Genomic DNA, 17,021 nt, shown 5'->3' with positions numbered 1-17,021 from the left:
AAATCGGGCTGCTTTAGTTTTGTGTACTAAAATAACCAATTTCTATATGAAACCTACCGATTTAAGACTTAATAATTGTATCGATTTGTTGGTACAGTTGACCATCGCTAAGGAAAGCGCCTTGTTGAATCAGACTGAAAATGGCTTGGTTACGTTCCTCCGCATATTCACGATTACCGACTTTCATTTCGATATTTTCGGTGAACATATTGTCGCTGAGCCATTGCAAGCCTTCTTTGGTAAGAAAGTCGGTTTCGGGAACAAGCGACTTGAGAATAATGGACTCGATGTGCTGCTCGAAACAATGAAATAGGAAAATATGATTCGTGGAAAAATGCTCTAGATACAAAGTGCGAGATAGAACGCCTTCCCAAATTAGGTCTGAGAATACGTCGAGTTCTTGTTCGGCGATTTCGGGGTTTTCGGTTTTGATTTTATCCCATTCGGCTTTGTCGATGGATTGGGTCGCGAGGAAGTTGATGAATTCCGGGTGGAGTTCTTCAAATTGTTCTTTGGTGAGACGTGTGTATTTCATTTTTGAGTGCCTGAGTGCCTGAGTGCCTGAGCAATCGAGACATCCGGAACTCATTTATTGAGTTTGTATAATACTGACTGAGATAAAAGTGCAACATATACGTATGCCCTAGCCCGGATAGTAATGGAAATCCTTTTGTGCCGGGGTTCGGCGCAAAAGATTGCAATGGATAGCCGGATCAGCTTCTGAACAAAGAAAAAAAAATCCCGACTTTCATCGGGATTCTGGATATTGCTTTTGTTGATTAAGCTTTTTCAGCTACAATTTCGTAAGGCAATTCAACGATTACATCGCGGTGCAAACGAACGCTGGCAGTATATTTACCAGTTCTTTTTACGATACCGCTAGTGATGAATTTTCTGTCGATGTTTTGACCCGCTTTCTCTAAAGCTTCTGCGATATCAATGTTGGTGATTGATCCGAAAAGTTTCTCACCACCTGCTTTTGCAGCGATTTTGATTTCGATAGCTTTTAAGGTTTCAGCCAATGCTTTAGCATCGCTTACGATTTTAGCTTCTTTATGTGCTTTTTGCTTTAGGTTCTCAGCAAGTACTTTTTTTGCAGAAGGTGTAGCCATTTGAGCATAACCTTGTGGAATCAAGTAGTTGCGGCCGTAACCCGGCTTTACTGATACTACATCATCTTTGAAGCCTAAATTCTGTACGTCTTTCTTTAATATAATTTCCATAATTTCTGCCTCCTTATTATTTTAGTAAATCAGCCACATATGGCATTAACGCTAAATGTCTTGCTCTTTTTACAGCTACAGACACTTTTCTCTGGTACTTTAAAGAAGTTCCAGTCAAACGACGTGGTAAAATTTTACCTTGCTCGTTTACGAATTTCAAAAGGAAATCTGCGTCTTTGTAGTCTACGTACTTAATACCTGACTTTTTGAAACGGCAGTATTTTTTGGTTTTATTCGTTTCTATATTTAAAGGTGTAAGATATCTGATATCACCATCTTTCTTTCCTGAAGCGGATTGTTGTAGATTTGCCATGATTAGTTCGCTTTAGCTGCTTTTAATTTAGTTCTTCTTCTTTCTGCCCAAGCAATAGCGTGTTTGTCTAAGCTTACTGTTAGAAAACGCATCACTCTTTCGTCACGTCTGAATTCGGTTTCGAAAGCTAGCAAAACCTCTGGCGCTACCTTAAATTCAAATAAATGGTAAAAACCACTTTTCTTGTTTTGGATTTCGTAAGCCATTTTTTTCAGGCCCCAATCCTCTTTTGATATCATTTCTGCTCCTCTGGACGTAAGAAATTCTTCGAACTTGCTCACTGTTTCCTTTACCTGAACATCAGATAAAACGGGATTTAAAATGAAAACAGTTTCATAATGATTCATAAATAAATTTTTTAAAATTTGTAAATTTTTGCAAAAGTAATCATTTAATTTAAATAAACAAGAAAAATGAATTTTTTATCGTTAAAAAGCAAAAAAAGCCGATAAAGATTAGGTTGGTAAGAAAAAACATTTTACTTTCGTCCTACCAAATCTATAATAAATAAATATTATGAAACTAAATTGTGTTGTTGTAGATGACTCGTCAATCCAAAGGATGATCATCGCAAAGTTAGTGAATAATCATCCAAACTTACACTTAATTGGTGATTTTTCAAATGCAATCGAAGCAAAAAATTGCATGTCGGTTCACACCGTTGATCTCATCTTCTTGGATATCGAGATGCCGGTCATCAGTGGTTTTGATTTTCTTGATGGTTTAAAGACCAAGCCTCAGATTATTTTCATCACTTCGAAAGCAGAATATGCTATGAAAGCTTTCGATTATGATGCGACAGATTACTTACAGAAGCCAATCGCACTAGATCGCTTCAATGCATCAGTGAAACGCGCGATGGATTTCCATCTATTGAAAAAGGAAAACCAAGAAGAAGACGGAGAACATATCTTTATTAAGAGTAATCTGAAAAAACTCAAAGTGTTCACTTCAAAAATCAAATGGATTGAAGCTTTTGGCGACTATGTAAAAGTAGTCACCGAAGAAGATAGCAACTTGGTACTTTCAACGATGAAGTCTTTTGAGAAAGATCTTTCTAAAGACAAATTCATCAGAGTACACAAGTCTTACATCATTAATATTGACAAAGTAGAGCGATTCAACAGTAAATTTGCCGAGATCGGAATAACAAAAATACCTTTAAGCCGCAACAAGAAAGAAGATCTTGTCAGGGCGCTAGCAATTGCTTAATAAAAATCGACATTGACGGCTACTTTGATAGCCCGATATTGCGAAACCGCATCAAAACTATCTAGTATTTTCTGGATAGTTTTTTTTGTGCTTTGTAACGGCTGGTCGTGCGGGATTTTGATAAGAATGGTTCTGATGTATTCGTTGCGAATTCGCCCGATTGGTGGTTCTTCAGGACCTAGCACCGGAACTTTCAAGTTTTGTTGCAACACCTGAAACAACCATTGCGACCCTTCTTTGACTTTTTCAAAATCGCGATGTTTGAGCGTCAGCCTAATCAACCTGAAATAAGGTGGATATTGGTAAATTTTTCGCTCGTACAATTGTTCAGCATACATTCCTGCATAATCATTATGGGTAACTTGCTGTATAATATTGTGATTCGGGTTGTAAGTTTGGATAATTACCTTACCTCTTTTTTCAGAACGACCCGAACGACCGGCGACTTGCGTCATCATTTGATAACTTCTTTCAAAAGCCCGGAAATCCGGATGATACAACATATTATCGGCATTCATAATACCTACCAAACTAACGTTGTCGAAATCTAAACCTTTAGCCAACATTTGAGTACCTACTAAAATATCAATTTCCCTATTCTTGAAACTGTCGATAATTTTTTCAAAAGCGAATTTCCCGCGCGTAGTGTCTTGATCCATACGGCCAACTTTAGCCTTTGGGAAAAGCTGTTCTAACTCTTGCTGGATTTGCTCAGTTCCAAAACCTTTCGTCGTTAAATGAACACTCGAACAACTGTGGCAATGTGTGGGATTCGCCATAGAATAGCCGCAATAATGGCAACGCAACTGACTTTTTAATTTATGAAAGGTCAAGCTCACATCGCATTGAGGGCATTGCGGCACATGACCACAAGTCAAACATTCTACAACCGGCGAATAACCGCGTCGATTCTGAAATAAAATTACTTGTTCTCCTAAAGAGATTGCTGAAGCGATTTCTTCAGTCAACGTGTCGCTGAAATGTCCGGTCATCTGCTTGCGAAAGTATTTGTCTTTCAAGTCGACCAGCACAATTTCGGGCAGCGGCACTTTTTGATAGCGTTCGGTAATTTCCGCCCAACCGAATTTCCCACTTTGGGCATTAAAATAAGTTTCTATACTCGGCGTAGCAGAACCTAAAAGCACTTTTGATTGATGCTTTCCGGCCAAAACGATAGCTGCATCACGCGCATGATAACGTGGCGAAGGATCTTGCTGCTTGAACGTTTGCTCATGCTCTTCGTCGACAATCATTAAACCCAGATTTGAAAAAGGCAGAAACAAAGCCGATCGCGCTCCAATGACTATTTGCGCTTTTTCGGATTGAGCCAAAACTTGTCTCCAAACTTCTACCCGTTCATTGTTGCTGTATTTAGAATGGTAAACAGCCACCTTATTGCCAAAATGACTTCTTAATCTTTCGACCAATTGTGTGGTCAGCGCAATTTCAGGCAATAAATAAAGGACTTGCTTTTCCCGTTTCAAATAGTCTTCAATGAGACGAATGTAAATTTCTGTTTTCCCGCTCGATGTTACGCCGTGCAACAAACAAACTTCTTTTGAGGAAAATTGCTCTTGAATTTGATTCAGCGCCAGTTGTTGCGCATTGCTGAGCATTAAATCGTTCTCGTTGGCCTGGCCGTGAAAATCAACTCGGTCATGCTGCAGGTAGTATTCTTCAAAAATGTTTTTCTCAATTAATGTTTTAATCGATGATGAAGCACCATTCGCGGCTTGAGCAAGATGTTTGACTGAAATTGGCTTTTTCTCTGAAGCATTGAGTTGAAAATATTGCAGTATGATTTCTGTTTGCTTGGCACCTTTTAAGGTAGTGAGTAAGTCGTTCAGCTTTTCATTTGTTTGATAGTCCGGATGCAACCTGATGTAGCGCACCAACTTTGGCTTATAGACTTCGGCAACTTCTTCTTGCAAAACCAAAACGTTCCGGTCGATGAGCTTATGCAAAGTCGGAAAAACATTTTTCTTGTTCAGTATGGAAATAATATCATGAACCTTTAAAGAAGATTGGTGTTGCAATGCCTGATAAACCAAATATTCATCGTCTGAAAGCTCATGCTGATTGATGTAAACATCGGCCTTTTTTACAATGACAGTTTCACTTTCGAGCAAAAAAGCACTGGGCATAGCACCTCGATAAACATCACCAATAGCACACATATAATATTGCGCTATCCATTGCCAATGCTCGATTTGAATTTCATTGACCAGTGGCTGTTCATCTAAAATCTGATGAATTTCTTTGGCTTGGTACAATTGCGGTGTATTTTGGTGCAAGTCGATTACTAAAGCCGTGTAAATCTTGCTTTTCCCAAAAGGCACCGTCACGCGCATTCCTTTTTTAAGGTAATGAAACTCTGCCTCAGAAACGCTGTAGGTAAAAGTCTTAGAAAGCGAAAGTGGCAAAATGACTTCGGCGAAAAACATTGTCAGATTTGATTTTTGAATTGGAAATTTTGGGCTTTATTTTAATCTTTCCCAGTATTGTGTGCGACCGAGCAATTCGACGCCTATGTAGCCGCGAACTTTGAGTTTGTCTTTGTTTTCAAACGAAATAGAACACTTGTATAGTTTGCCGTGTTTCGGATCGAGAATTTTGCCGTTGGTATATTCGTTCTTTTCCCAGCTTAAGCCTTTAATTACAATCAATCCGAGGATGGGCTTGTTGCGGTCTTCGCCTTCGCATTTCTCGCATTTGGGGATTTTTTTGTTTTTCGGATTGAAGATTTCTATGACTTTGCCGTAGATTTTGTTGTGCTTCTCGAAAATTTCTATGACCGACAAAGGTTTTCCGGTTTCGTCATCGATGGTTTTCCATTTACCTACAATAACCGGATTTTGCGCTGAAAGCACAGTGCTGAAGACGAAGACAAATACGAAACTCAGTATATTTTTCATGGTTTGACCTTTAGCCTTAGCCCCGATAGCAGCGACATCCTTTTGTGCAGCACAGCGGAGCAAAAGATATAGCGGATAGCGGGAAACAGCTTCTAAAAAAACAAAAATCAAGAACCCAATTGTTCCTTTTGTTTTTCCCTTTTTATCTTGTTGATTAGTGCGTCGAGTTCGAACCCGAGCAGTAAAATCATGCAATTGATCCAGATGTAAAACATCATAATCAGCAACGTTCCTATTGAACCGTACAACTGATTGTATTTTGAGAACCGAACGACCCAAATGCCGAAACCGTATGACGAAAGGATAATCAAAATTGTGGTGAAAACCGAACCAATTGAAATGAATTTTCTGTGTTTGTCTGATTTGATTCCGAATTTAAACAAAATCGACGTGGTAAGCAATATCATCAAAATTACAAATGCATAGCGGCCAAGAATAATCAGTGGAATACGATCGCTGAGCACATCTTGAATAATGGTTTTTTGGATAAACACCTCAAAAACAACAATCATAGCTACAGTTACCAAAAGCAAAATGGAAAGAATTAATGAGATGCCAATTGCCACCGCATATTGCCTAAAAAAACCCCGCTTGATGATAATATGATTCGAAGTCTCAAAACCGCCCATAATGGCGTTCATGCCGTTGGCCATCAGAATGATAGCCATAATAATCCCCGTGGAAAGCAGCCCGGAGTGACTGTTGTGCAGAATATCATTGAGAATCGACGCAATGGCTTCAAAGGTTTTTGGCGGAACACCTTCAGAAAGAAACTGCATAAAATCATCTTGAAAACCTTCAATTGGAATATACGGAATCAGGTTCAGTATAAATAGCGCAAAAGGAAACAAAGCCATAAAGAAACTGAAAGCAATCGCTCCGGCACGATAAGAAACAGCACCTTCTGTAACACCGATGATATACAACTCCAATAAATCGTAAAGTGAAAAACCATGTAACCAAGGCAATTTCACTCGTTTCAAGGCAATCACCACACTGCGAACCAGCGGTATTTTAGCAATGTAAGCTTCAATTTCCTTGCTCATATTAAAACGCTTTAAGGCTTAAATCCATGTTGTAAACTGAGTGCGTAAGCGCTCCCGAAGAAATATAATCTACGCCACATTCAGCATAATTTCGGATGGTTTTTTCATTAATGTTGCCCGATGATTCTGTGAGGCATTGATTACCGATAAGCCGCACTGCTTCTTTAGTGTCTTGGTAATTAAAATTGTCAATCAAGATGCGATACACCCCTTCGTTTTTAAGAATTTCGTGAATTTCATCTAGGGTTCTCGCTTCCACAACAATTTGAAGGTCGAGCTTATTTTCGGCTAAATACAATTTGGTTTTTTCAATGGCTTTGGTAATTCCGCCGGCGAAGTCGTTATGGTTGTCTTTGAGCATAATCATGTCGTATAGCGCAAAACGATGGTTTTCACCGCCACCGATTTTGACCGCCCATTTTTCTGCAGCACGGAAACCCGGCGTAGTTTTGCGCGTGTCGAGCACTTTGGTTTTGGTTCCGTCGAGCAACCTGACATAACTGTTGGTTTTCGTGGCAATTGCCGACATTCGCTGCATCGAATTCAAAACCAAACGTTCAGCTTTTAAAATAGATTGTGAGCTGCCAGAAACATGAAAAACCACATCGCCGTATTTAACTTCAGCGCCATCCTCGATAAAAGTTTCTACTTGCAAGTTCGGGTCGACATGCTGAAAAATCATACGAGCGAATGCAACGCCGGCAATAATTCCTTGGTCTTTCACTAACAACTTAGCTTTGCCTTGGGCAGCATCGGGAATACAGGCCAACGAACTATAGTCGCCCGGACCGATGTCTTCGCGAATACCGTTCTCGATAATGCGTTTTAACTCGTTTTGAAACTGCGCTTCAGAAATCATAGGATTGGAATTGACGGGCTAATGTAAAATTTATTTTGCGGATTTGAAAACGTTTACCACAAATTGAAATCCCACTTATTTTTGCTATACCAAAGTTGTCCATTTTGTACGGTCAATGGCGATTCAAAATTGTTGGTATACAATGCGCCAGTTCCCAAACCTTGAGGTATTTTGTTATTTTGCAAATAAGTGAACTGTGCAATAGCATTCAGACCGATGTTACTTTCGAGTGCCGAGGTAATCCACCAACCGATGTTATACTTTTGAGCGAGTGAAATCCATTCTTGGGTGCCGCGAAAACCACCAATAAAACTCGGCTTGAAAATCAGGTATTGCGGCTTGATTTTTTGCAATAAAGCTTCTTTGTCTTCCAACGTAAAAACCCCGATAAGCTCTTCATCGAGCGCAATAGGAATTGGTGTGGTTTTGCACAGTTCTGCCATCCTGTCATGCTGATTTTTTGCAATAGGCTGTTCGATGCTATGTATTTTAAAACCAGTTAATTGGTTTATTTTAAATAAAGCTTCTTTTGATAAAAAAGCGCCGTTTGCATCGACTCGAATTTCGATTTGTTGTTCGTTGTAGTTGCCGCGAATAAACTCCAATAATTGCAGTTCTCGATTGAAATCTATAGCACCAATTTTGAGTTTGATGCAATGAAATCCGGAGGCGAGTTTTTCTTCGATTTGTTGCTTCATAAAAGCTTCATCGCCCATCCAAACCAAGCCGTTAATTGGAATACTTTTCAAACCTTTTGTAAACTCAGACGGAAACAACTCAAACGGATTTTCAGCCTCTAAGGAAGCAAAAGCCATTTCGATACCGAACTGGATTGACGGAAATTCCATTAAGTTTTTCCAAAGCGCATCTTTCCCAAGATGAATATTAGCACAAACCCAACTGAGTTTTTCTTCGTAATCAGGCCGGTCGTCTGCACTGAGCCCTCGGAGTAAACCACACTCGCCTATTCCCTTTTTGCCGTTTTCTTCAAGCACCAAAAACCAGGTTTCCTTTCGAGTCAGAACACCGCGAGACGTTCCTGCCGGCTGCTTAAACTGAAGATAATAGGGAAAATAGCGCGCTTTCATTTGAGAAGATTCAAAATGCGGTCGAAGTTTGTGTTTGGTAAACCGGCTTTTTCAAACGAAGTAAAATCGGTTTTTACCTGATCTTTCCAACTCATCGAATCAGAGATATTCTGGTTTTGGTATTTTTTATAAATGGATTTGGCGGCACCGAAATTCCCTTTGAGTAAATGAGCGTGTGCCAAATGCAATTGCAAAGACAACTCTGTAGCATCAAGCTGTTGCCCGATTTCAAGGTATTTCAAAGCTTTATCGTATTGCTTGGTGTAGAGATAATTCAAACCGAGCAGGTCGTAATCTGAAACTTTGGCTTTTTTTTCTTCAACAATCGGAAGCAATTTACCAATAGCCTGACCATACTTTCCGTCTGCGAAAAACGCTACAGCAGCAGCGCGATGGTTATCGTAAATCGTTGCTGACGCATGGGTTTCGTTATAACAAGCCAAGCCGCCATCTTTAAAAGCCTTGGTTTTTTCTGCCGCGAGCAGGCTCTGGTATTCGTTGAATTTGTATTGGTTTTGGATTTTATCGAGCACGCAAACGCAATAATCATCACTTTGGGCTTCGGGAAGTTTTTTTGCCAAATCAGTCGATTTGCAGATGCGAAGAATTTCTTTGCGATTCTCAACGCTCCAACCACGACTTAGTTTGACATCAATCCAAGGAACGACTTCAAGCACTATGCGTTGGTTCATGATCCAGTTTTTACTTTCAAAACCAAACCACATTTGACTGTTTTTTAGACAAGTAGAAGTTTTTACCGAAAGTCGTTTGGCATCTTTATTTATTGGATTGTTTTGGTACAAACAAGCCTTTTCGACGTTACCTTCTTTTTTATAATCGAGTGCTAGTTCTTTGTTGTTGAAGATGGCATATTTGCATTTGTCGTCGCCGGAGATTTTAGAAAGCAGAAAAACCGCTCCGGCCGAACCTTGACTAATACCTGTTGGATCGGGAATCGCTTTTAAGATGGAAACCAAACTATTTGAAAGTTGCTGGTTCTCGTCGAGCAATGTGATTCTGTAAACTATTTCTGTGGTGCCTTCGGGCAAAGTTTCTACAGGAATTACTATCCGTTCGCCGGCGCTGACGGTTACTTGACGTGAAGTTGCGCGGTCTTTGTCCCAGTAGCCGTCGGTTTGGGCGAAAACGCATTGGAAAACCAATAAGAAAGAGACAATTGAATATCGCAACCTATTTTTGAGTAAAGGCATAAAATGATTTGTTGGGTAAATAGTAATATTAAAAACGGTGTCGCTAACACAACCAACAGCCCTAGCCCGGATAGCAGCGGCATCCTTTTGCTGCTTTCTTTAAGCAGGAAAAGATAGAGCGGACAGCCGGATCAGCTTCTGAAATTACAACTCAATACTTGCGCCGATATCGAGCAACATCAAGTCTTTGCCTTTGTTGAAGAACTTGCGAATGGCCTGCTCATGGTTGATTTCAATATAACCGAAAGTATCGTAATGGTAACCGAGCACTTTGTCGCACTCTAGAAAATCTGAAGCAATGATGGCATCTTCAACATCCATCGTGAAGTTGCTACCGATGGGCAAAATCGCCAAATCTAATCTGGTGCGCATCGGAATCAGTTTCATGTCATAAGTAAGCGCCGTATCGCCGGCAATGTAAATGTTCTTGTGCTCGCCTTCGATCACGAAACCGCCCGGATTACCGCCGTAGGAACCGTCTGCAAACGAACTGGAATGAACTGCGTTGACGTATTTAACTTTTCCGAAATCGAACTGCCAACTGCCGCCGTGGTTCATCATGTGTGCTTTGAAACCTTTTTGCATATAGTAAGTAACGATTTCTGCGTTGGAAACAATCACTGCTTCAGGGTTGAACTGCATCAGATGCTCTACATCGAGTGTATGGTCTTGGTGCGCGTGCGTTAAAAACAAGTAATCAAAACGCAATTCGTTAATATTGATATGCGCTGCCTTGGGGTTCGCAGAAATAAACGGATCGACCAATATGGTTTTGCCACTAACCTCAATTTTGAGCGATGCATGGCCGTAAAAGGTAATTTTCATAACTCTTATTTAAAATGGATAATAGTTGCGTTGACAATCTGAACGACGAGATCACTCAAGAAATAAATCAAGGATTGCGAAATCAGTATGGAAACCAAAAAAGTGCTGATGGCAAGCTTTTTAAGTTCTGGATCGAGCAAGCGCGGTTCTTTGTTATTGTAAACAGTTTTCAAATGTTTGACCAGCGGAATATAAGCGATGAGAAATAAATAGGTGTTGAAGTTGAACTCTTCTGGGTCGCTGTCTTTGTACCAGTCGAACAACAGCGCAAAAACAAGCATTAAAACCATCGCGGAAACCACTAAAAAGTAATGGTAGGTTTTGGCTTTCGCTCCGCCAATTTTTACCACTATAGTATTCTTTCCGGCTTTTTTATCCGAAACTTCGTCGCGCATGTTATTGAGATTCAGCACGCCCACACTGAGCAAACCAATCGCCGATGCGGGCAAAATCAATAATGGGTCTATCTCTTTTAAATACATAAAACTCACGCCCAACGTACTCACCCATCCAAAAAAGATAAAAACGAACAAGTCGCCGTAACCGCGGTAACCATAAGCCGTATTTCCTACCGTGTAACGAATTGCCGAAGCAATCGCCAATATCCCGAGTACAAGAAAAAACAGTGAAAACCACAAATGGGCACCTTTGAAAGAAAAATAAATCAAGGTTATTGCTGAAAGTAAAGTCAGTAAACTAGTAATAATCATTGCGCGTTTCATCGCTTCTGCCGAAATACTGCCGCTTTGAATGGCGCGTTTTGGCCCTACTCGATCTTCGTTGTCGGTGCCTTTAATACCATCGCCATAATCATTGGCAAAGTTGGACAAAATCTGCAATAACAATGTCGTGGTCATAGCGAAAGTGAAAATCTTCCAATTCGGACGCGCCTGTGACATGGCATAAAAGCAACCTAAAATTATTCCCGATACTGAAAGTGGTAATGTTCTCACGCGAGCAGCCTCAATCCAATGCTTCATAATTATTCATTATTAATTATTCATTATTAATTGAATCACATCCAATTACTGTCGGACCTTTCAAGTTCATACAACCAAAGGTTAACATAACTCTTAATCGTAGTGAAATTGCCCAATTGAAAAGCAATATTTCCTCCGGCGGTATGCAAAATCAGCGAACCAACGTCAATGCTTTTGTGCCAAAACAATTGCGAAGTTGTAATGGCTTGTATTTTACTGGGCTCAATAATTTCGTGACTGATGTCCCAAGCGCCGCTTTGCAAAATGATAAAATCATCGTGAATGAACAAACGACTGTTACGGAATTTGAAATACTGAACCAGCCCAACAAAAATAACATAAATCCCGGCGATGTAGTCGTATTGTTTATTAAAGGTTGGAATATTGTTTCGAAAAAAGAAATAGCCAAGCAAAGGCAGTACTATCGTAAGAAAAACGGCGAATCCGAGCTTTCTATAATTGGGTTTGAGCCTGAATCCTTTCTGTGGTATTTTTTGAAAAAGCAAGTTAAAAATAGCCTCTTTTTCCTGCTGGTTGCAACCCGGAATTTCGATACCGGTCTTTCGTTCTTCTTTTTCGTTGTGGGCGGCTTGCTTGATTTTGAGTTGCAGAATGTCCATTTTTTTCTGGAAGTAATTCTGCGAAACTGAAGTAATCTGTACTTTCTCAGGTTTGATAATGGTGCTTTTTGTGTTGAGCAACCCGAAAGAAAGTAGCAACGAACCTTTCTGTCGCGTGATTTTGTAATCAAAATACTTGATAATCATTCGAGACAAATTCAACGCGATGACAATACCGAAGAGAATTAAGACAATGACAAAAATACTTCGGACGAGGCGTTGGGTATCGACGTAATTTTCAATACCTTCATTTTCCCAAAGATTAACATTGAGCAATTTGTCTGCGTAGTCAATGATTGTAAAGAAAAAAAGCAGCAACAAAGAAAAACTTCTGACGTAATTCGAAGTGATTCCCATCTTGACCAGACTCAAAAAACTGATACTGATAAAAGGGTGATTCGGTTCAGCTTGATTGCTTGTATGCTCGTTTGAATCTGGGGTGATTGCCAACTTCTTTCGTTCATTGTGCAACAACTTTGACTTTAGTTCCAGTGCTAGTTCATGAGATATCGCTTTGATATGGCCTTCTTTGTCTGAACTTCCGGCAGTATCTACATTGAGCGCATAAACGCCTATGAGCCGTTGAACAAGCGATTGGGTAATGTTCACCTGCTGAATTTTGTGAAGTTGTATGGTTGTTCGGGTTTTGTTCCAAATGCCTTCGTGAATAATAAACTCTTCTTTATCCGGATCGAGATAAAAAGTAAAATTGATGTATTTCAGATAAGCCACCACGCCAACCAATACAACAATCAATACAATTCCTAAAACAACATAAAGGAATTCGCCATGATTGTATTTAAAAAACCAAACCACCAAAATGGGCCACAAGGCGCGAAAGTACTGTCTTAAAGTGTCAAAAAACAGTACTAAAATCCCGATGGAAGATTGTCTTTGTGGCGAACGAAACTGCTCCATCTAAAGTTCTTTTTGGATTTTTCCCATCAATAGTTGTTTGATGTTTTCGGCCTGCTGTTTTTCGATTCCCGGAATTTCAATGTCACTGGCGCTACCTCCGGCGGTAAAAATCTCGATTTTAGCCAACGAATAAATTCTCGAAAAAACGCCTTCGTGCAGGGCTACGTGCTGGATTCTGTTATAAGGAATTACTAAAGTGTTGGTAGCAATAATGCCATGACGAAACAACACGTCATGCTGGCGAAAGGCAAATCCTTTTTTCTTAAAAGCAATTCTTGAAAAGAAAACAACCAGCAGAAAAAACGCAAAAATTCCAAGTCCAATAGGCACTTGATGTGATGCGACTTCCGCTGAGTTAAGAACAATAACCGCATAGCCCAAGTTCACCAAAGCAAATGCAATCCCGATTTGAATTAGGTTAATCATCCAATATGACGGATGGAGTTTTGTAAAAGTAACCGCTTCAAACTTGGGAAGCTGTGTAATATCAATCGTTTCGTTGGTGAAGTTTTCCATACCGAGAAATCAAAATAGTAGCTGGCTTTCTGACGAATTTAAACAAATTTACGTCTTCATCCAACCAAGAATAATTTATTTTATGGCAGCCATTTGTTTTCTCCAAAATTGGGTTTGCGCTTTTCTAAAAATGCATTGCGACCTTCTTTGGCTTCTTCAGTCATGTAGGCCAAGCGTGTAGCTTCGCCGGCAAAAACTTGTTGTCCGACCATACCGTCATCAGTGAGGTTCATAGCGAATTTGAGCATCTTAATTGATGTTGGAGATTTCTGTAAAATCTCTTGTGCCCACTCAAAAGCGGTATCTTCTAGTTCGTCATGCGGAATCACGGCGTTGACCATACCCATTTCAAAGGCTTCTTGGGCTGAATAATTCCTTCCTAAAAAGAAAATTTCACGGGCTTTTTTCTGCCCCACCATTTTCGCCAAATAGGCAGACCCATAACCACCATCAAAACTCGTTACATCGGCGTCGGTTTGCTTGAAAATCGCATGTTCTTTACTGGCTAAAGTCATGTCACAAACCACATGTAGGCTGTGTCCGCCACCAACAGCCCATCCAGGAACAACAGCAATTACTACTTTAGGCATGAACCGGATTAAACGCTGTACTTCGAGAATGTTAAGTCGGTGTTGGCCATCGTCTCCAACGTAACCTTGGTGCCCACGAGTGTTCTGATCGCCGCCGCTGCAAAAAGAATAAACGCCATCTTTAGCAGATGGCCCTTCTGCAGAAAGTAGCACCACACCGATAGAGGTATCTTCTTGCGCATCGTAAAAAGCTTGATAAAGTTCTGAAGTAGTTTTTGGGCGGAAAGCGTTGCGAACATTCGGCCTATTGAAGGCAATTCTCGCTACGCCATTGCATTTTTTATAAGTGATGTCTTCGAATTCTTTTGCGGTCTTCCAGTGAATCATATTGGTATTTGTATTAATTTAGCGTAAAAATAAAGGAATTTTTATATTTGAACCTGATTATTAAAATTTAAAAGTCGCCCCAAAACTGATTGTTCATCCTAAAGAAGCCTCGCCCAATGAATCGATTTCTTTCTACCAAAAACAGTTATACCGTTGCTATTCTTTGGTTTATTGTCATCGGTATGATTGCCCTATTAGCTATCGGGCTTAAAAAAGAACATCTCGCTACCTTGCCGATTGTGATTTTATCATTAGTCATTGCATTGGTAGTCTGGACTTTACTCGACACTCGCTACGTGATTAAACAACATTTCCTGTTGTATCGTTCGGGCCCTTTTAGAGGCAGAATTGACATCGATAAAATCCAAAAAATCAAGTACTTCTCGGGCTTGTATGTACCGGTAACAATGAAACCGGCGCTCGACACAAAGGGCTTTATCATTACTTATAACAAGTTCGAAGACGTTTACGTTTCGCCTGCCAAAAGTGAAGTATTTCTATCAGAGCTTTTAAAAATTAACCCGAATATCGAGGTTTCTAATTAAACGCCCCATTTTACTGAAGTCATTGTTAGCGAACCTCCGACGGCTTTATCGTTGAAAAACGAAATCTCATCTTTTGAATCCTGTAATGCTGAAGCATACAATAGCGGATAATAATGGTCTGGACTCGGAATGGCCAGCTTAGCGGCTGAATTAAGTTTTTCGTAATCAATTAATGATTTAAAATCTCGGTTGCTGATTTTTTCTTTAAACAGTTCGTTCATTTCAACAGCCCAATCATATCCGTATTCGGGTTCGTTTAGTTTATCCCAAGCCACCATCGAAAGGTTATGCACCATATTGCCGCTACCTATGATCAGCACACCTTTACTTCGTAGTGAATACAATTCTTTGGCGAGTTCGAAATGATACTGGGCCGGCTTATTGTAATCGATACTTAGCTGCAGTACGGGAATATCGGCATTGGGATACATGTGGCGCACAATGGTCCAAGTGCCGTGGTCTAAACCCCAATCATGATCCAAACCTACTTTTGTTGAAGTAATCAAACTTGTGGTAAATTTTGCCAATTCCGGATGGCCTTTTGCCGGATATTGCACGTCGAACAACGCTTGTGGGAATCCTCCAAAATCGTGAATGGTTTTCGGTTGGGCCATTGCCGTGATATGGGTTCCATTGGTAAGCCAATGTGCCGACACGACTAAAACTGCTTTAGGTCTGGGAATTTCCTTTCCGAATTTTGACCACGTTCTCGAAAACGCATTGTCTTGAATTCCATTCATTGGAGAACCATGACCGATAAACAAAACGGGAAGCTTTATATCGGTTTCTTTTAAATCCCGACTCCAGTTGTAAAACGGTTGTAATGATGCCATGGCCATTCCTCCTACTATTGTTTTTATAAATTCTTTCCTTTTCAAAATCAAAACATTTGTATATACAAATATAAAACTATAGTTCAGACCGCAACTACATCAATCAAGAAATAAAAATTAGTTTTGGGTTGGAATCAGGTAAATACCATCCTCTTTGATTTCAATCAAACGGTCTTTATACAGCGCTCCAATGGCTTTTTTGAATGTCTTCTTGCTCATCTGCAAAACGGTTTTGATGTCCTCCGGATGGCTGTTGTCGTTCAAACGAAGGAAACCTCGACTGGCTTTTAGTTCGTCTAAAATCTTTTGAGCGTTGGGTTCTATATTTTCGTAACCGAGCTTTTGCAAGGAAACGTCAATTTTGTGATCAGGGCGAATTTGTTTGATATAACCTATCATGCGGTCGCCGGTGCGAATCGAATCATCGTAAACTTCATCGCGATAGACCAAACCTTTATGCACTTCATTGATAATAACATTGATTCCGACATCGGTAATGTGCGAAACAATTAAGTCTACTTCATCACCTTTCTTAATCACGAGGTTTTCGTTTGACAAAAATTGATTGGTTTTACTCGAAGCTACAAGGCGATTGGTTTTCTCGTCAATATACAAAAACACCAAATAGCGTTTTCCTTTCTCCATCGGCCGAGCTTGTTCTTTGAAAGGAACGAAAAGGTCTTTCTCCAAACCCCAATCGAGAAAAGCACCTACTTGATTCACGTAATTCACGCGAAGTAAAGCAAATTCATGCAAAAGAATGTAAGGCTCCAAAGTGGTAGCTACCGGTCTTTCTTCGTGATCGAGATACACAAAAACTGCCATTTCTTCCCCAATTTGAAACTGCTCGGGAACATATTTATTCGGCAATAAAATGTCGTGTTTTCCTTCAGGATCTTCTTCCGGGTTTCCTAAATAAAGCCCAATTTTAGTATCGCGTAAAATGGTCAGGGTATTGTATCTTCCTATCTGGATCATGTTGCTGGATTGTTGGGCAAAA

19 protein-coding genes are annotated in these 17,021 nt (G+C 40.1%); 2 read left to right on the top strand and 17 right to left on the bottom strand.

Annotated elements, in window-relative coordinates:
- Positions 1-61 precede the first annotated feature (61 nt).
- From G4D82_RS10970 to rpsF, 4 genes are all read right to left on the bottom strand, one after another.
- Complete coding sequence (locus tag G4D82_RS10970) at positions 62-535, bottom strand: DUF6495 family protein (RefSeq protein ID WP_166337330.1); 474 nt, start codon at positions 533-535, stop codon at positions 62-64.
- A gap of 244 nt (positions 536-779) precedes the next feature.
- A complete protein-coding gene (rplI, locus tag G4D82_RS10965) occupies positions 780-1,223 on the bottom strand; it encodes a 50S ribosomal protein L9 (RefSeq protein ID WP_166337329.1) in 444 nt (147 codons plus the stop codon).
- A 16-nt stretch (positions 1,224-1,239) separates the two neighbouring features.
- Positions 1,240-1,536 (bottom strand): 30S ribosomal protein S18, encoded by a 297-nt coding sequence (rpsR, locus tag G4D82_RS10960; RefSeq protein ID WP_166337328.1) that lies wholly within the window; start codon positions 1,534-1,536, stop codon positions 1,240-1,242.
- Between the two features lie 2 nt (positions 1,537-1,538).
- Entirely contained in the window at positions 1,539-1,883 is a 345-nt protein-coding gene (rpsF, locus tag G4D82_RS10955) for a 30S ribosomal protein S6 (protein ID WP_166337327.1), read from the bottom strand.
- A gap of 169 nt (positions 1,884-2,052) precedes the next feature.
- On the opposite strand from rpsF, the gene G4D82_RS10950 reads away from it, so the two are divergent.
- The gene (locus G4D82_RS10950; protein ID WP_166337326.1) at positions 2,053-2,748 is read left to right on the top strand and encodes a LytR/AlgR family response regulator transcription factor; all 696 of its coding nucleotides are present in this window, start codon (positions 2,053-2,055) and stop codon (positions 2,746-2,748) included.
- Here the strand turns inward: G4D82_RS10950 and priA are convergent.
- The 11 genes from priA to G4D82_RS10895 form a co-directional block, all read right to left on the bottom strand.
- Positions 2,745-5,192, bottom strand: a complete 2,448-nt coding sequence (gene priA, locus G4D82_RS10945) for a replication restart helicase PriA (RefSeq protein WP_166337325.1) — start codon at positions 5,190-5,192, stop codon at positions 2,745-2,747. The two genes, G4D82_RS10950 and priA, sit on opposite strands and share 4 nt — an antisense overlap.
- A 36-nt stretch (positions 5,193-5,228) precedes the next feature.
- Positions 5,229-5,663: a DUF2147 domain-containing protein gene (locus G4D82_RS10940; RefSeq protein WP_166337324.1), complete on the bottom strand. Its 435-nt coding sequence runs from the start codon at positions 5,661-5,663 to the stop codon at positions 5,229-5,231.
- A 107-nt stretch (positions 5,664-5,770) separates the two neighbouring features.
- The gene (locus G4D82_RS10935) at positions 5,771-6,709 is read right to left on the bottom strand and encodes a YihY/virulence factor BrkB family protein (RefSeq protein ID WP_166337323.1); all 939 of its coding nucleotides are present in this window, start codon (positions 6,707-6,709) and stop codon (positions 5,771-5,773) included.
- Position 6,710: 1 nt separating this feature from the next.
- The gene (gene nadC / locus G4D82_RS10930; RefSeq protein WP_166337322.1) at positions 6,711-7,568 is read right to left on the bottom strand and encodes a carboxylating nicotinate-nucleotide diphosphorylase; all 858 of its coding nucleotides are present in this window, start codon (positions 7,566-7,568) and stop codon (positions 6,711-6,713) included.
- 53 nt (positions 7,569-7,621) lie between these two features.
- Positions 7,622-8,656 (bottom strand): o-succinylbenzoate synthase, encoded by a 1,035-nt coding sequence (locus tag G4D82_RS10925; RefSeq protein WP_166337321.1) that lies wholly within the window; start codon positions 8,654-8,656, stop codon positions 7,622-7,624.
- Positions 8,653-9,867, bottom strand: a complete 1,215-nt coding sequence (locus G4D82_RS10920) for a tetratricopeptide repeat protein (protein WP_166337320.1) — start codon at positions 9,865-9,867, stop codon at positions 8,653-8,655. The genes G4D82_RS10925 and G4D82_RS10920 overlap by 4 nt, the downstream gene beginning before the upstream one ends.
- A gap of 144 nt (positions 9,868-10,011) precedes the next feature.
- Positions 10,012-10,692 carry a metal-dependent hydrolase gene (locus G4D82_RS10915; protein ID WP_166337319.1) on the bottom strand — a complete coding sequence of 227 codons (681 nt, stop codon included), beginning with the start codon at positions 10,690-10,692 and terminating at the stop codon, positions 10,012-10,014.
- 5 nt (positions 10,693-10,697) lie between these two features.
- Positions 10,698-11,672 (bottom strand): 1,4-dihydroxy-2-naphthoate octaprenyltransferase, encoded by a 975-nt coding sequence (menA, locus tag G4D82_RS10910; protein ID WP_166337318.1) that lies wholly within the window; start codon positions 11,670-11,672, stop codon positions 10,698-10,700.
- Between the two features lie 35 nt (positions 11,673-11,707).
- Positions 11,708-13,210: a PH domain-containing protein gene (locus G4D82_RS10905; protein WP_166337317.1), complete on the bottom strand. Its 1,503-nt coding sequence runs from the start codon at positions 13,208-13,210 to the stop codon at positions 11,708-11,710.
- Positions 13,211-13,726, bottom strand: coding sequence for a PH domain-containing protein (locus tag G4D82_RS10900; protein ID WP_166337316.1), 516 nt, complete (start codon positions 13,724-13,726; stop codon positions 13,211-13,213).
- 80 nt (positions 13,727-13,806) lie between these two features.
- The gene (locus G4D82_RS10895; protein ID WP_166337368.1) at positions 13,807-14,640 is read right to left on the bottom strand and encodes a 1,4-dihydroxy-2-naphthoyl-CoA synthase; all 834 of its coding nucleotides are present in this window, start codon (positions 14,638-14,640) and stop codon (positions 13,807-13,809) included.
- A 119-nt stretch (positions 14,641-14,759) separates the two neighbouring features.
- Between G4D82_RS10895 and G4D82_RS10890 the strand changes: the two genes are divergently transcribed.
- Positions 14,760-15,188 carry a PH domain-containing protein gene (locus tag G4D82_RS10890; protein ID WP_166337315.1) on the top strand — a complete coding sequence of 143 codons (429 nt, stop codon included), beginning with the start codon at positions 14,760-14,762 and terminating at the stop codon, positions 15,186-15,188.
- Here G4D82_RS10890 and ygiD read toward each other — a convergent pair.
- The gene (gene ygiD, locus G4D82_RS10885; protein WP_166337367.1) at positions 15,185-16,021 is read right to left on the bottom strand and encodes a 4,5-DOPA-extradiol-dioxygenase; all 837 of its coding nucleotides are present in this window, start codon (positions 16,019-16,021) and stop codon (positions 15,185-15,187) included. The genes G4D82_RS10890 and ygiD overlap by 4 nt on opposite strands.
- A 117-nt stretch (positions 16,022-16,138) precedes the next feature.
- Positions 16,139-16,999, bottom strand: a complete 861-nt coding sequence (locus tag G4D82_RS10880) for a CvfB family protein (RefSeq protein ID WP_166337314.1) — start codon at positions 16,997-16,999, stop codon at positions 16,139-16,141.
- Positions 17,000-17,021: the final 22 nt, after the last annotated feature.

It is taken from the genome of Flavobacterium lotistagni, assembly GCF_011392125.1.
In the GTDB taxonomy this organism is placed as follows: domain Bacteria; phylum Bacteroidota; class Bacteroidia; order Flavobacteriales; family Flavobacteriaceae; genus Flavobacterium; species Flavobacterium lotistagni.
This window is presented reverse-complemented; position numbering and strand designations above follow the sequence as displayed.

What these genes read in the sequence shown, in the direction of transcription:
- G4D82_RS10970 (WP_166337330.1), bottom strand. Translation starts at nt 535, where the DNA reads ATGAAATACACACGTCTCACCAAAGAACAATTTGAAGAACTCCACCCG.
- rplI (WP_166337329.1), bottom strand. Translation starts at nt 1,223, where the DNA reads ATGGAAATTATATTAAAGAAAGACGTACAGAATTTAGGCTTCAAAGAT.
- rpsR (WP_166337328.1), bottom strand. Translation starts at nt 1,536, where the DNA reads ATGGCAAATCTACAACAATCCGCTTCAGGAAAGAAAGATGGTGATATC.
- rpsF (WP_166337327.1), bottom strand. Translation starts at nt 1,883, where the DNA reads ATGAATCATTATGAAACTGTTTTCATTTTAAATCCCGTTTTATCTGAT.
- G4D82_RS10950 (WP_166337326.1), top strand. Translation starts at nt 2,053, where the DNA reads ATGAAACTAAATTGTGTTGTTGTAGATGACTCGTCAATCCAAAGGATG.
- priA (WP_166337325.1), bottom strand. Translation starts at nt 5,192, where the DNA reads ATGTTTTTCGCCGAAGTCATTTTGCCACTTTCGCTTTCTAAGACTTTT.
- G4D82_RS10940 (WP_166337324.1), bottom strand. Translation starts at nt 5,663, where the DNA reads ATGAAAAATATACTGAGTTTCGTATTTGTCTTCGTCTTCAGCACTGTG.
- G4D82_RS10935 (WP_166337323.1), bottom strand. Translation starts at nt 6,709, where the DNA reads ATGAGCAAGGAAATTGAAGCTTACATTGCTAAAATACCGCTGGTTCGC.
- nadC (WP_166337322.1), bottom strand. Translation starts at nt 7,568, where the DNA reads ATGATTTCTGAAGCGCAGTTTCAAAACGAGTTAAAACGCATTATCGAG.
- G4D82_RS10925 (WP_166337321.1), bottom strand. Translation starts at nt 8,656, where the DNA reads ATGAAAGCGCGCTATTTTCCCTATTATCTTCAGTTTAAGCAGCCGGCA.
- G4D82_RS10920 (WP_166337320.1), bottom strand. Translation starts at nt 9,867, where the DNA reads ATGCCTTTACTCAAAAATAGGTTGCGATATTCAATTGTCTCTTTCTTA.
- G4D82_RS10915 (WP_166337319.1), bottom strand. Translation starts at nt 10,692, where the DNA reads ATGAAAATTACCTTTTACGGCCATGCATCGCTCAAAATTGAGGTTAGT.
- menA (WP_166337318.1), bottom strand. Translation starts at nt 11,672, where the DNA reads ATGAAGCATTGGATTGAGGCTGCTCGCGTGAGAACATTACCACTTTCA.
- G4D82_RS10905 (WP_166337317.1), bottom strand. Translation starts at nt 13,210, where the DNA reads ATGGAGCAGTTTCGTTCGCCACAAAGACAATCTTCCATCGGGATTTTA.
- G4D82_RS10900 (WP_166337316.1), bottom strand. Translation starts at nt 13,726, where the DNA reads ATGGAAAACTTCACCAACGAAACGATTGATATTACACAGCTTCCCAAG.
- G4D82_RS10890 (WP_166337315.1), top strand. Translation starts at nt 14,760, where the DNA reads ATGAATCGATTTCTTTCTACCAAAAACAGTTATACCGTTGCTATTCTT.
- ygiD (WP_166337367.1), bottom strand. Translation starts at nt 16,021, where the DNA reads ATGGCATCATTACAACCGTTTTACAACTGGAGTCGGGATTTAAAAGAA.
- G4D82_RS10880 (WP_166337314.1), bottom strand. Translation starts at nt 16,999, where the DNA reads ATGATCCAGATAGGAAGATACAATACCCTGACCATTTTACGCGATACT.